Annotated in this window: 14 protein-coding genes; 7 read left to right on the forward strand and 7 right to left on the reverse strand. The window is 63.4% G+C overall.

Going from position 1 to position 13,685, the window contains the following annotated elements:
• Window positions 1–88 precede the first annotated feature (88 nt).
• Window positions 89–1,123 (reverse strand): hypothetical protein, encoded by a 1,035-nt coding sequence (locus tag ACWEO7_RS35385; RefSeq protein WP_452429747.1) that lies wholly within the window; start codon window positions 1,121–1,123, stop codon window positions 89–91.
• Window positions 1,120–1,884, reverse strand: a complete 765-nt coding sequence (locus ACWEO7_RS35390; RefSeq protein ID WP_452429749.1) for a helix-turn-helix domain-containing protein — start codon at window positions 1,882–1,884, stop codon at window positions 1,120–1,122. Before ACWEO7_RS35390 ends, ACWEO7_RS35385 begins: the two co-directional genes overlap by 4 nt.
• Window positions 1,885–2,098: 214 nt before the next feature.
• Between ACWEO7_RS35390 and ACWEO7_RS35395 the strand changes: the two genes are divergently transcribed.
• The 3 genes from ACWEO7_RS35395 to ACWEO7_RS35405 all read left to right on the forward strand — a co-directional run bounded on the left by ACWEO7_RS35395 (window position 2,099) and on the right by ACWEO7_RS35405 (window position 5,004).
• A complete protein-coding gene (locus ACWEO7_RS35395; RefSeq protein WP_452429751.1) occupies window positions 2,099–2,941 on the forward strand; it encodes a sigma-70 family RNA polymerase sigma factor in 843 nt (280 codons plus the stop codon).
• A gap of 1 nt (window position 2,942) precedes the next feature.
• A complete protein-coding gene (locus ACWEO7_RS35400; RefSeq protein WP_452429753.1) occupies window positions 2,943–3,773 on the forward strand; it encodes a protein phosphatase 2C domain-containing protein in 831 nt (276 codons plus the stop codon).
• A gap of 568 nt (window positions 3,774–4,341) precedes the next feature.
• Window positions 4,342–5,004, forward strand: a complete 663-nt coding sequence (locus ACWEO7_RS35405; RefSeq protein ID WP_452429754.1) for a hypothetical protein — start codon at window positions 4,342–4,344, stop codon at window positions 5,002–5,004.
• Between the two features lie 1,197 nt (window positions 5,005–6,201).
• On the opposite strand, the gene ACWEO7_RS35410 is transcribed toward ACWEO7_RS35405, so the two are convergent.
• Window positions 6,202–6,636 (reverse strand): NUDIX hydrolase, encoded by a 435-nt coding sequence (locus ACWEO7_RS35410; protein WP_449939281.1) that lies wholly within the window; start codon window positions 6,634–6,636, stop codon window positions 6,202–6,204.
• A 397-nt stretch (window positions 6,637–7,033) separates the two neighbouring features.
• Here ACWEO7_RS35410 and ACWEO7_RS35415 point away from each other — a divergent pair, with 397 nt between their 5' ends.
• The 4 genes from ACWEO7_RS35415 to ACWEO7_RS35430 all read left to right on the forward strand — a co-directional run bounded on the left by ACWEO7_RS35415 (window position 7,034) and on the right by ACWEO7_RS35430 (window position 10,121).
• Window positions 7,034–7,663: a glyoxalase gene (locus ACWEO7_RS35415; RefSeq protein WP_452429756.1), complete on the forward strand. Its 630-nt coding sequence runs from the start codon at window positions 7,034–7,036 to the stop codon at window positions 7,661–7,663.
• Between the two features lie 41 nt (window positions 7,664–7,704).
• Window positions 7,705–8,139, forward strand: coding sequence for a YdeI/OmpD-associated family protein (locus ACWEO7_RS35420; protein WP_452429758.1), 435 nt, complete (start codon window positions 7,705–7,707; stop codon window positions 8,137–8,139).
• A 555-nt stretch (window positions 8,140–8,694) separates the two neighbouring features.
• The gene (locus ACWEO7_RS35425) at window positions 8,695–9,486 is read left to right on the forward strand and encodes an alpha/beta hydrolase (RefSeq protein WP_452429760.1); all 792 of its coding nucleotides are present in this window, start codon (window positions 8,695–8,697) and stop codon (window positions 9,484–9,486) included.
• Complete coding sequence (locus tag ACWEO7_RS35430) at window positions 9,483–10,121, forward strand: GNAT family N-acetyltransferase (protein ID WP_452429762.1); 639 nt, start codon at window positions 9,483–9,485, stop codon at window positions 10,119–10,121. The genes ACWEO7_RS35425 and ACWEO7_RS35430 overlap by 4 nt, the downstream gene beginning before the upstream one ends.
• Before the next feature lie 41 nt (window positions 10,122–10,162).
• On the opposite strand, the gene ACWEO7_RS35435 is transcribed toward ACWEO7_RS35430, so the two are convergent.
• From ACWEO7_RS35435 to ACWEO7_RS35450, 4 genes are all read right to left on the reverse strand, one after another.
• Window positions 10,163–10,642, reverse strand: coding sequence for a GNAT family N-acetyltransferase (locus tag ACWEO7_RS35435; protein WP_452429765.1), 480 nt, complete (start codon window positions 10,640–10,642; stop codon window positions 10,163–10,165).
• Window positions 10,639–10,812: a hypothetical protein gene (locus ACWEO7_RS35440; RefSeq protein WP_452429767.1), complete on the reverse strand. Its 174-nt coding sequence runs from the start codon at window positions 10,810–10,812 to the stop codon at window positions 10,639–10,641. Before ACWEO7_RS35440 ends, ACWEO7_RS35435 begins: the two co-directional genes overlap by 4 nt.
• An 805-nt stretch (window positions 10,813–11,617) precedes the next feature.
• Entirely contained in the window at window positions 11,618–12,112 is a 495-nt protein-coding gene (locus ACWEO7_RS35445) for a hypothetical protein (protein WP_452429769.1), read from the reverse strand.
• A 1,085-nt stretch (window positions 12,113–13,197) separates the two neighbouring features.
• Window positions 13,198–13,386 (reverse strand): hypothetical protein, encoded by a 189-nt coding sequence (locus tag ACWEO7_RS35450; protein ID WP_452429770.1) that lies wholly within the window; start codon window positions 13,384–13,386, stop codon window positions 13,198–13,200.
• Window positions 13,387–13,685 lie beyond the last annotated feature (299 nt).

The raw sequence follows: 13,685 nt of genomic DNA on the forward strand, positions 1-13,685 counted from the left end.
CCTACGACCCCGCCCGACACGGCGGCGCCCAAACCCTGCAACCACAACCGGTCGCTACTTCTGCGGTATGAGGTTGACATAGGGAGTGTCATGGCAGGTCCTTGGAAGAGGCGGGAAGGATAGCGCCGGGTGTGGTGTTCTTGGCGGCGCGCAGGGCTTTCCGGTGGGTGAGGAAGCGGTTCCAGTCGCGGTCGAAGTCCCGCAAGACCAGGTGCATGTCCAGGTCCTTGAGCGCGGCCGGGAGCCGTTCGGCGGCGGCCATGATGGTGTTCTCCACCTCACGGCCCCGGTACAGGTACAGGACTCCGGTCATGGGTTTGGGTTGCGCGTCGCGGGCGGCCCAGATCGCGCCACGCAGGGCCTTGTCCATGTTGGCGGCGCTTTTGGCGGTCAACTCGACCTCGACCGCCCACCACCCGTAGATGCCGTCGACGACGCCGAGGAACCGGCCGTCGTGGATGTGCCCGAGTGTGGCTGTGCGGGAGCGGGATTGGCGGCGCTCCTTTTCGGCCTCGTGCTGCAGTCGGCGTTCGGAGACCCAGTTGGTCAGGTCGGAGCCGTTGAGCATAGTCCGGGCCTGGGCGACCGCGCGATAGTGCTCGCAGTGGTTGTTCGTCGGCTTCCACACCGTGTACGGCCGCCACCCCAGATACGACGCGGCCGTTTCGCCGGTCGGCACCACCCACTTCGATCCGGCCTGGACCTCGACCAGCGTCGACTGCACGAGACGGTCTTTACGCAGCTGCCGAACCAGGTTGTAGACCGTGGTACGCGGCAGGTCCAGAAACCAGCCCAGCACATCCACCTGCATGCCGTACATGTCCACCAGCGCGGTCGCCGCAACCGTGGAGCGAGCCGACAGTGACCTTCCAGACTGCTCCGCAAACAGTCGCTGGACCGTCGTGCGTGGAAGCCCGATGCGTTCGGCGATTTCCCTGCTGGTGTGTCCGGATTCGTGCAGTGAATTCGCTTCGCCGAGCACGACTTCGACCTTGCGGGCAGGGATGCGCAGCTGCCGCGCGATCTGCTGGTAGGTGGCTCCGAGGTCACGTAGTTCCCGGATGCGCCGGTCACGTTCGGCAGCTCCCCCAGCCGCATGAATCTTCCTGTTGTGGTCGGTCATCGGCTGCGCTCCACCCGGGGCCAGGACGCGCGGAGCCGGTCATACTCCTCCATGGTTTGGTACTGCGGGCGGTAGCGCGGCACCTCGACCGGCGGGGACTGCTGCGCCTGCTCGGCGTGCAGCTGCGGGTGGATGTCGGCTTCCTTGATCGGCGCCGACGCCGCGGCGTGGTCGGCCAGGATCTGCGCGCGTTCGTCATCACTGGCGCTGCGTGGACGGGTGAGTCCCAGTTGCTGGCGCATCTCGGCGGCCTTGGCCTGGATCTGCTGCTCGGCCCACCGGTCCCACACCCGAGTCGGGTCGGTCGCGGCCATCCGCGTTTCCAGTGCTCGATGGGCGTCCGGCCACAACTGCGTTTCCGGGACCTTGACCATTTCCGACACCGCCGTCCGGTGACGCGAGTACGGAAGGCGGCCCTTCATGATCCACCGCTCCACCGTCTTGGCGTTGACCTCCAACTTCTCCGCCACCTGCTCCGGCGTCAGTCGTGCCCGGTAGATCGCCTCGCGCAACTTCTCGTTCGCGTCCGGCGAGTGCCGCACCCGCGATTGACCGGGCCACAGCTCCTCGACGCTCGAACCGATCGCCTCGACCACTGCGTGGCGGTGCACCGGAAACGGTGGACGACCGTCCATGAGCCACCGCTCCACCGTCTTCGGGTCGACCCCGACCTTCTTCGCCAGCTGCTCCGAATTCACCCCGGCCGCCGTCATCGCCTGCCACAACCGATCGTTCGGCCGACGCCGCTCTACACTGGACATGCTTCAAGGACTCCAATCTGATTGAGGCACCGAGCCGAGCGGGGGCCAACCCGCGGGGCTCCGAGTTCCCGGCGACTGCAATCGCCGGGGCTCTTTGGCCGGTCGATTTATCCCCCCTAAACCACGTTGGCCAAGTTGACCGCCTCGATTTAGCGGGGGTAAACCGAGGGTAGGTCGATCATCGCGTCGAGTCAAGAGGGCCTAAACTCTGCCTATGACCGAAGGTGATGAGTTCGACGCCGTGCGGAGCGATCCCAACCCGCTTCGGCGGGGGCGGCGCGCGACTGAGTTGATGACCATCTATCAACAGCGCGCCGTCGAGCTCGCTCGGCTACGACGCGTCGCGATCGACGAGGCGCACCGAGAACTCGGTCTCAACTACACAGACATTGCCGCGGAACTCGGCATCACGAAGGGGCGAGTGACGCAGATCAGGAACACCGCGCCTCCGGCAGAGAGAGCGTTCTTTGGCGTAGGGCCGGTCTCAGTCGGCATCCCTCGCCGATACGGCATGGAGGACGGACGTGAGCGACCGTTCTTCGACGCGACTGATTTGACGACGCAGGCAACGGTGGAATATGTGCTCGGGCGGCTATCGCTCAGTTCAACTCGGTTCGCCATCGAGCCGACGCAGCTGGACCTTCCGGACGGTGACGTCGTCGTCATTTGTGGTCCGAAGTCTGCCCCGGTCGCCCGCGCACTCCTCGATGAGGATCCATTCCTAGACTTCACCCAGGATGAGGACCAGCGGTGGTGGATCAGAGATGAAAGCACCAAACGAGGCGCGCGGTACGACTCCCCATATCGTCGTGCAAAGCCGGTTCGTTCCGACGTCGGGTACTTCGCCCGGCACGCCCATGCCTCAAGGGTCGCGGTCCACGTCGCGGGAATCACAAGCGTCGGTTCCCTGGGGGTGGTCCATTGGCTGGACGAGCATCTACCAGACTTGTTCAGGGGAAACGAGGACAAGTCAGTCAGCGGCGTCGTGCAGTGCGAATTCACCGACGATTTCAGGGTGGAGGAAAGTCGCCTGATCGCTGGCCCCTACCCTTGGTGACATGGAGGCCAGGTTCGAGCTGAGATCGGCGCAGCTGCCGGGGTCTTCAAACGAAGACCGCATCTACATGAGTGCTAACGCCGTCGTTGTGTTGGACGGCGCCACTTCCCATCGACCGAGCGAGGGACCGACGGGTGGACAGTACGCCGAGTGCCTTGGCGCGGCGCTAATTGACATCCTCACGGCCGAACCGCACACGACGGCACTGGATGCCGTACTGGAGGAAGCTATAAGGCGGACAGTGGCAACACTTCGCCTTCCCGCAATGGCGAAAGTGTCTCCGTCTTGCACAGTCGCTATCGCTCGGCACCGATACGACGACGATGTGGTTGATTTATTGCTGCTTGGGGACTCAACGGTTGTCATTGGCCGCTCGGATGGGACCGAGCAGGTTGTCACGGACGACAGGATGTGCCAGCTGGATCTGCCGAAATCTCATGAGTACAAATCGCGCTTGAGACAGGGCTACGGATACGACGACACACACCGGGCGATCCTCGGTGCCCTGCAACAATCCGAGCAACTGCACCGAAACGAGCCCGGCGGATACTGGATCGCCGCAACCGATCCGCTCGCAGCTCGTCACGCTGTCACCTTCGCGTGCGATGGCCGGACGTTGCAGTGGGTGATTCTTGCGACAGATGGCGCGGTGGATGGGCTCGCATCAGTCGGCCTCGGCTGGCGGCAGGTTGCAACTGCTGCTGGCGACCCCGAACTGTTGAACCTACTTCGGCAGGCCGCCGAATGGGAGTCGGGAGTAGACCCACATGGACGGCTGCGCCCCCGGTCGAAACGGCACGATGACAAAACCGTTGCAGTCGTTCGCTTCTGACTCTGCCTACCCCATCTCGGAGCTGGCCCGGGATTGGCTCGGGATCGGCCCGGGATTGGCCCGGGACGCGGTAGTCCCGACCAATCCCCAACGGCCCGCCTCGATCTCGCGTTGACCTGCGCCTTCGGCGCAGGGCTCTCCCCTCACCCGACCCCGATTCTCTAGGGCTTCGCTGTTCCTAGAGAATCGGGGTCGGGTGAGGGGAGAGCCAAGTGGGTCAAGTAAGTGGGTGAAGTGGTGAGTTGGAGGACCACAAGAGAAGGGTTGGGTGGCTGGGTGAGCAGGTGCGGATGTTACGTCTAGAGCAGCGCGAATCGCGTAACGAGAAGGGCCGGTAGGCGCGCGGTGCGTACTGGCAAGTGGGAGGTAGTACCACAACAGGAGGGGCGGCGTGGGCTGGATTGATGCCTATGTATGTCGGTGGAGGGGGGAGTATTTCAACCCCGGTCTATTCAGCTTGTTCTCGGCCGACTCCCGGCCGGTGTCTCGGCGACACAGCTGCGTTCGGCGGCGTCTATAGTGTTGCAGCCGAGCCGAGTTAGCTTATGCCGTGAGTCGAGGGGGAAGGGTGTGGATCAGCAGGGTTCTTGCTGATCTCCTTCGTCACAGGGTTGCCCGTCCGGTCGCTCGGCTGGAAGAGGTCGGCACGGCCGATGGGAGGGTCGTGCATGGGGTCGGTGACGAGCTGCGAAGGGGGTTACAGCAGAAGCAAGAGGCTGACTTGAAAGGCTCGCAGCAGGTTCTCGGGGCGGGTGCCGACGAGCGCGGTGAACAGCAGGTCGTGGCTGCACCGAGCGACCGAGACCACTCGCATACAGGCACAGGGGCCATCGCAGACCCCGCAGGGAGCGCTGGCGCAGTCGAGGTTAAGTCCAACGTAGAAGTGCGGCGTTGGTACAAAGACCAGGTGGCAAAAATTCCTGCGCTGGACGAGCGGTGGTCCCGGCAGGGAGTATCCGTAGAGGAGCGCGCAAGAAGAGCCGCCGAGATTCGCCACGCCGCCCGTCTTCGGGCTCGGGCGATGATGTCCAACCCGAACGAAGTTCGAGCGCTGCGAGCGCGAGACCTTCACGTGTACGGCAATCCTGATGGCCCGACGTTCGATCATCTCGTCAGGAAAGCGCATGCAGCCGGTCGCACAGGCGACGACGCCTACACCTACATCATCGGCAGTTCAAGCAGGACCAATGCGGAGGTCAACAAGCGAATACTCGGCGAGGAGAGCAGATGAGTGAATCGGAATTTCTACAACAGTCGTTGGTGTGGCGAGGAACCGGAGATGCCATCAGACCGTATCGCACATCGGTCGGAGACAAGGCGCTCACAATCCGTTTGGGCGATTTCCCGGACGAGCCGTTGTACACGCTCATCATCGATGGCTCACCTGTAGCAGCGTTCGACGATTGGCCCGCTAACTGGTGCAGACCGACAGGTCAAGAGGAGATCTGTTAAATCTCGGCGTGGATCCGCCACAGAGAAGTCTCCGAGTAACCGCACTCATAGCCGACTATCACGAGCGTGCGAGACTCCTCGCAGAAGTGCGGCGGGCCGCCCTCGAAGAGGCACATGACGCCTTGAATCTCAGCTATCCGGAGATCGCGGGCCGGTTGGGTGTTACAAAAGGTCGAATCTGTCGGATTCGAAGCGCTCAGGTCCAACCACCGTTGCAGCGTAGGCAAGGAGGGGACCGCAGATTTTGGGACCAACTTGGGACCACACGTTATGAACGTCCCTGCACGGCCAGCGCTTCGGAAGCTCCCGCACCGAATACACACCGTGCGCGACGTGCTCTAACACGAGTTTTCGACATCTGGGGGTCAAGTGGTCGCAGGTTCAAATCCTGTCAGCCCGACAATGAAAACCCCTTCCGACCAGCGTCGGAAGGGGCTTTCTCGTTCAGTGGAGAGGCGCCGGGATTCGACCCATCTCACAGAAATCTCACGTTTTCGGGCTCTCCCCGCGCGCCCAGGCCTCCAGAACGGCACGGTTGTCGGGCACGGTCTCGGGCACGTCGATGTAGTGCGTCTTGGCGACCTCGCGGGTGTTGCCGAGCTGGCGGGCCGCGCGTTTGGGGTCGTCGAAGGCATGATCGACGGACCCGGCCGACGGTGTCGAGCACGGCGGCGGTGTGAGTGTCCTGATGGGTATCGACTCCGCCGGCGACCTCGCCCGACGCGGTGTGTTGGTGTGTAACGGAGCGCATCGTCGTCCTGTTACTCGTCAACTGGGCAGGGCGGCACGCACCAGCCGGGCACGCGGACAAGACAGAGATGGGGCCTCTGGCCAGGCTCCTATGAAGTGACAACGCCACACCCAGTGAGTGCACACGAGCACCTCCCGCCCAGGCCGACAAATCCCGTTGAAGACCCCAAGTCAGTCAGTCGATGGGTCAGACCCCGGCGGGAGGTGCCCACCCACATCCTCTCTGTCAGTCGAACAGTCGCCCCAGCAGTGCGCCCTGACCAGATTGCAAGATGTGCGCAGCCTCCAGCGGTATCCAGAAGCATTCGAAGTGGGTAGGCTCGCCTTGACCGTCATGGTCTTCCTGACTGCTCCAGCGTTCGGGCGCGGCCTCGCACAACTCCAGCTGGAATACGTGCCTCTGCTGCAACTCCCACCGATACGGCGAGATGTCGTAAGAGTATTCGCCCAGCTTGCGGACAACTCTGAACTCGGTCAGTCCTGTCTCCTCGCGGGCCTCGCGCAGCGCGGCGTCCTCCGGCGATTCACCGCGACGGATACTGCCCGCGGGGACCTGGATACCGACCTCCTCGTAGGAGAACTCAGTGTGACGGAAAACCAGCAGCTTGCCGTCGCGCACGATGTAGACCAGCACTTTATCCTTGCTGACCTTTTCGGGCATCGGAGTAGTCCTCTCTGAAGAGTAGGTGGGATGAAACAGGTGACATGCACAGGCGATGAAGCCGACCAGCCCAGTGAGGGTCGGCTTGCAAGTAAACTGGTCGAAGTCTCTCACGTCGGCTCGAGGCGACGTTACGATTCCGTGTGGTTGCTCAGTACCAATCAGGTTGCACTCCACTGTATTCCAAATTCGGCGCAGCGCGACTCATCACGCGCCGGAGCCGGGATGGTTGTCAGCGGCCAGTTGGAACTCCATACGCACACCCCGAAGGTCTTCTGCTCGGTCATGGGGACAGGGCCGCCGCGGTCCACCAACGAACCACCTACTGGATTCTCCGTGGTGGGTTCCGTGGTCGGCACGGATGGCGCCGGGGTGGCCCGTTCCTATCGTTATGGACATGGAAATCACCACGAAGACCAGCACCGACATCACCATCGAACTCGAAGTGGCCGACCCCCGAGCAGCCGCCGCGATCTACGAGTCCGCCTTCGGGCTCGGTGACCGGATCGGGTTCCGCGCCTCGCAGACACCCAGCACCGGATTCCGCGGATTCCTGCTGTCGCTGGTCGTCTCCCAGCCCTCCGCGGTCGACAGCCTCGTCATCACCGCCCTCACAGCCGGGTTCACCATCGTCAAACCGGCCAAGAAGAGCCTGTGGGGATACGGCGCGGTCCTGCAAGCACCCGAAGGCACGATCTGGAAGGTTGACACCTCCCACAAGAAGGACGTCGGACCGTTCACTCGCGAGATCGACAACCTGGTATTGCTGCTCGGCGTGGCAGATGTCAAGGCCAGCAAGCAGTTCTACGTCGATCGCGGGTTCACGGTCGCGAAGAGCTTCGGCGGCAAGTACGCCGAGTTCGCCAACCCGGGTTCGCCGGTGACCCTGGCGATGTATCCGCGCAAGGCCGCCGCCAAGGACGCCGGGATGTCGCCGGAAGGCAGCGGATCGCACCGCATCGTGATGGACAGCGGCATTGGTTTGTTCACCGACCCGGACGGGTTCATGTGGGAAGCCACGGCCTGAGCCCACAAGTTGACCAGCGGCAGAACAGCAGGAGAAGGCTCATGAAGTTCCGGACCCACGTCGAACCGCCCGAGCCCATGCGTGGCCTGGAAGTTCCGCCCGAGGTGGTGGCCGCGCTCGGCGAGGGCGCGCGGCCACCGGTGACGATCACGATCAACGGGCATTCCTGGAAGAGCCGGGTCGCCCTCATGCGCGGCCGCTTCCTGCTCGGCCTCAGCAACGCCAACCGGCAGGCCGCGGGTGTCGAGATCGGCGAGGAAATCGGTGTCGAGGTCGAACTCGACACCCAGCCTCGTGTCGTCGTCGAACCGCCGGACTTCGCCGAAGCTCTGGACGCCGACCCCGTCGCCCGCGCCGCGTACGACGACCTTGCCTACAGCCGCAAGCGCGAGCACGTGCACGCCATCGAAAGCGCGAAGAAGCCCGACACGCGTCAACGGCGCATCGAGAAGGCCATCGCCACCTTGCAGGGCTGAAATTCGGTAGCGATACTCCGCCGACTGTCTACACGGGTCAGAGGAACGCCACCAGTGCCAGTAACTGAATCCGCTTCCGACCCGACGGCACCAACACCCGCGCCGATCCGAACGCATTGAAATACCGCGACGCGCGCGTCTCCGCCTGCTCACGCGCCCCTCGGATGCCAGGCTCGGAACCAAGGCAGGGTCGCCGATCCACAGGCGCGCTGTCTGCTGTTCATTGCTAACGCAGTTATCTGGCCGCGGGCCGGGAGCCGCTTGGCCGTGCTAACTGGCCGTCCTGGGGAATTCGTGCTGGCCGCTGACAGATGGTCGGTTCGCGCCCTGAGCAGGGCGGGAGCCGTAGCGCGGACAATGCAGTGGGAGGAAGCCCGCCGCACCGGCAGTCCCAGAACAAGCGAGGATCAGGCGTTGCGTCGCACTGCTACAACGGCCGAGGCAGCATCTCGTCAGGGGAACCGCGGCCTTATGGCGATCGCTGGCGGGGCGCGGATAGATGCTGCACCACATGAGCTTGGCCACCACCGGTTTGTGAGCGAAGGGAGCTGTGCTGTGGAGGACATCGCGGTGCGTTCGGTCGATGGTGTTCGACTCGATATCGCCCTTCATCCGGCTTCCTCGAGTACCGGCCGCGGGGTGGTGTTGCTGGTCCACGGAATCACCGTAGATATGGATGAGGGCGGCGGGATGTTCATCCGGTTGGCCGAGCAGCTCGATGCTGCGGGGTTCAACGTGGTGCGGTTCTCCTTCCGTGGTCACGGCAACAGCGGCGGGACACCTCGTGGGGTCACGGTGGCTGGGGAATGTCTCGATCTCCAGGCTGCCGTGGAGGTTGTTCGTGAACGCTTTCCGGGGCCGCTTTCAATCGTGGCGGCAAGTTTCGGCGCGGTGTCCACGACGCTGTCACTGCCGTGGCTAGAAAGCACCCTCCATCGACTGGTGCTGTGGAATCCGGTTCTAGATCTACGCCGAACGTTCCTCGAGCCAGAGTTGGCCTGGGGAAAGGAGAACTTCGGCCCGCAGCAGCAGAAAGACCTCGCAGAGCACGGATGGCTTGTCGTCGATGGCCAATTCGAGCTTGGCCGAGTGCTGTTCTACGAGTTCGCGCACTATAGGCCCCTCGATCTGTTCCTCGAAAGCACAGTGCCATCCCTGATCGTGCACGGTGACCGAGACTCAGCGGTCTCCTACGACATTGCCGCTGGAGCGGCTCGATCACGACAGAACACGACGTTGCACACTGTCTTCGGTTCGGATCATGGGTTTGACTCACGCCGGCGCGAGGACGAAGCAATCACCACGACGGTTGAATGGCTTGTCGACCAGTCCGCTTCTGAATCGTGAATGAGGCTGACCTCTACGGTCCGATCCGACTCGGCGAAACCAACCTGTGTCGGCACGAGCGGGTCATCGCTGAAATTCCGTCGCCGACGAGCGTCTCGCTGGGTACGGTTCGGGCATGTCACCTGACCCCCGGGACCTCGATTGTTCTCGATGCAGTGCGCCTGCGGCCGTTGCGCGCATCGGACGAGCAGGTGATCCGCGCGGCGCATGAGGCCATGGCCGACAGCGACGGATTCCCCTTCGCATTGGGTCTCACACCGGCCATGCCCTGGCGGCAGTACCTATCGGCGCTGGAGGACTGCCGCCACGGGATCAACTTGCCCGACGGAATCGTGGCAGCCACCTACCTGGTCGCCACGGTCGATGACCAGGTCGTCGGCCGCACGTCCATCCGGCACACCCTCAACGACGGATTGCGTCAACGAGGCGGCCACATCGGCTACGGCGTCCTTACACCATTTCGGCACCGTGGCTACGGCACCGCCATCCTCCGCTATAGCCTCACCGTCGCCCGCGCGATCGGCTCGACCGGATACTCATCACCTGCGACGACAGCAACCTCGCCTCCCAGCGCATCATCGAATCATGCGGCGGCATGGTCGAATCGGTCGTACCATGCAGCGACGGAACCCTGAGTCGCCGGTACTGGATCGACTGAGCTGCCCATCCGACGCAATCAGGTCAGGCGCAGTTCGTACACCGCACGGCTGCGCCCGGGTCCTTTGAAGTCGCTGATGATCGAGATGCCGTTGATCTCGTGGTCGCCTGGCACGTTGACGAATCCGAGGGCAGTCCAACTGGCGTGTGCTGCATGGTTCTCGGGGTCGGATGTCAAATACAAACGCTCGCAGCCCCACTTCTCGGCCTGCGACCGCACGCTGTGCAGAAGCGCTCGCGCGATGCCGCATTGCCGATACTGAGGATGGGTCATGACGTCCTGGACGTACACGTCTGCGGGATCGTCTTGGCTTCGGAATGCGATGACCGCTCCGGTGATGATGTTGTCCTCGCCGATCGTGATGGGGCAGGTCGAGGAGAACAGCTTGGCGTAGAGCCAGTAGTCGGACAAGGTGCGGGCACTGACAAATGGCTCCCCGAGCCCCATGAGTGCGCGGACTTCGCTGATGCGTTCTGGCTGTAGTGGCGTGACGATCACAGACACTCCTCGGTGTGAAACTTTCGGACAACGCTGGTCAACTGCTGGGCCATGTCGGCCGGCGCAACGGCGTCGGCGATGCTCCGGCCGACGACAGCGATGTCCCCGTCATCGCTGCTGGCGAGGCTGTCATCAGGCGCGCTAAAGCCGCCGGAGACCGTGACCGGCAATCGACTACACGTGCGGATGGTTTGCGGGTCGCGAGGAGGTGGTTGCTACCGACGCCGAGGTCGATGTTGGTCGTGGTGACGAGGCCGTTGGTTATGCCAGTGAATTCTGGCGTCGTTGATCGGTGAATCCTGGAGTCGCTGTTGGACCGAGCAGCGTCGGTGTGACGGTGAATATTGACGTCACTGACCGTGTCGCCGCCGCCAGAAGTGTGTGCGGAGGGCCCGACGTTCCTGCTGGATCCGTGGACGGTGAACGCGTAGGTGGCAGCGAATCTGGGCGGTAGTGTGGCGCGGTGGACGAGGACGCGCTGGCGTGGGCTTATGAAGCGGTGCAGGTGTGCCCGTATGAGAGGGTTGAGGCTCATCCGGGAGAAAGTCACGTTAAGCAGACAGGCTGAATCCTGCTGTTGAGCTGGTGATTTCATGTCGGCGTGATTGATACGGGTGTGCCCGGTTACGGGCGTTTCGCTGTGTTGTCCCGGTGTCTCGGCCGCGTACCGGTTCCTAGACGAACGAGGCCTGCACCCGTACGTGGATGTGTCCTGTGGTTCGCACTCGATGACCGGTTCACGGTCGCACCCCTTGCCAAGTGGTCCGAACCGGGCGACCTCGACGTGAGCCGCCGGGGCCGAGGACATCCTGGTGGGCAGCGGGCGACGGCTCGACGCACTCTGGCACGAAGAAGCACCCTCCTTCTGGTAGCTCAACGCCTGAAGCTACCGAACACAACGAGAACCGGCCAGAGTATCTGGCCGGTTCTCACGTTCCAGGCTCCCACGCTGCGCAGCGGTCCGGGGGCCGAGGACTATTCCTGAGTCAGAGTCAGGGTCCGGTTCTCGGTGGTGTCCTTCTGGATCTCGACCTGGCTCATGTCCTCGGCGTCAGGCGGCAGGTAGGCGAACGCGGCGGTGATCTCGACCGCACGGCCATCGTAGTAATACGTCATGAGTTCATTGCAGTCGCCGTCGTGAGCATCTGCGCGATTCGGGCCCTCGCCGTAGTCGTAGCCCAATGGCACCCTGACCTTCGTCTGCCGAGATTCGCCGTCACAGGTCACCCGATCCAGGGCCTCGTCTTTCATACGGACGGGTTGTCCTTCCGGGCTTTTGAACCGTTCGGACTCGACCTTGACCCACAGGGCGTTGGCCTGGCCGGGTTCGCAGACGTAGGTGATCTCGGCGACGACCCACCAGCTGTAGTCGCCGTGTGCGTCTGGGAACGCTCTCCCGATCCATATGCTGGTCGTTGCGCTGGCCGGTCCAGCCACATTGACCAGTACAACGGCGGTCAACGCGAGCATCGAAGCGAAAAGTCTTCCACGAACCACTATGTGCGCCTTTCGGTGTCGGCAGGTGGTGGGACAGATCCGTCGAGCAGACCGCAGCCTAGACCACGCCACACAGCAGTTATGCGCAAGCCCCATGAATAGTCCTGTAGGGATGCTGGACACCTGAAACCCAGGCAGAACGAGAAACCGGTTGTCTACGGCTAACAACGCCGTCGCGTGCGTCGCCATGATCGTTCAGTTGATCGACCAGTTCGAACCACGACTCCAACGCGGCAGCGACGAGTTGGCCGCGTTCCGGTCGAAGGTGCGGCCCGCGATGGACCGGGTCCTCGATCAGTACGAGGCCGTGGACGGCCTCCCTGCGATCGGGCGCACGGTATACCCCCGACGGCGGAACCGGCCCCCTGCTGACACCTGAACCACGAAAAGACGAGCGCCGCCCCACGAAATCCGACGCGAAAAGAACTCAGCGGCTGGGCTGCCCGCCTCCTCGACCTCGACCTCTTCACAGCCCAAAGGCCGAGCACACGAGGTCGGCCTCGGGCATCCGTCGAGGACAGCCTCGCCGCAGTGACGGGCGAAAGACCACCTGCCCCTTGTATCGGCTGTGAGGTGCTCCCCCGGACAGTGCCCTCGGTGCCCGCCTCGCGAAATGCCGAACCGTCTGCCCCGAGATCGGGGTCAACCGACCGAGCTGGTCTTGGCGCGCCACCGACTGCGACGTCGACTTTGAGGCCGTCCACCACTTCCTGTCGGAGGTGTCTGGCAAGCTCTGCGATCTCAGGTATCACCGTCCCGAAGTTCGGGACACCCAACACCAAGGCTGTCCGACTTTTCGCATCGGATACCTCAACACACGCGCTACCCCCGTTGCCCGCCTACAACTGGTAACCGGCTTCGACAACCAGACGCCCACACGAATACCGCAGGTCATCCCGGTTCCCATGTTCGATGTGCCCCGCCGAGGGCGCGAACCTGCGACAACGGTCAGGGCTGGCGTCAATATCGCAGGGTTGAGCTTCTGTCCGGATGCACGCCCAGCGCACTTGTTGGTCTGCCGGAGCCGCCCCGCCAGAGCCTTGCCACTCGGGACCACCTCACACCACGAGGTGGAAGTGCCGGGCGCTGCCGGGCCCGGCGGTAAAACCGAGCGCTTCGAAGAATTGCCGACGGCCCCACCGCCTTTCCGGGTCGGTGTCGAGAACCAACGTCCCCTCACCAGCCCCGGTCCAGTTCGCCGACTTGAGTTGCTGCTGGGCGGGCGGCGCACGCTGCTGTCGGCCCACGTGGAGTGATCACTGGTGTGGCCCCTGGACAGGATCTCGGGACCGACTGCTGCCACATGCGTAGGTCGCGGCGGATCGGAACGGCGACAGGGCGGTCCGCCAGGCGGCACCCATCAAACACACAACCAAAACGGGGGGCTTAAGGGGGCCAGGACCGAAAACAAATTAGGCCCGGTCATTGACTGGGCCTGACCTGCTATTTCTGTGGAGCTAAGGGGACTCGAACCCCTTGAAATTCCCTGCGTTTCCGCCCCTGACCTGCGGGTTAACGAATCCTGGGGAACTTCTCGCAAACCCTT

Source organism: Nocardia sp. NPDC004260 (assembly GCF_053603155.1).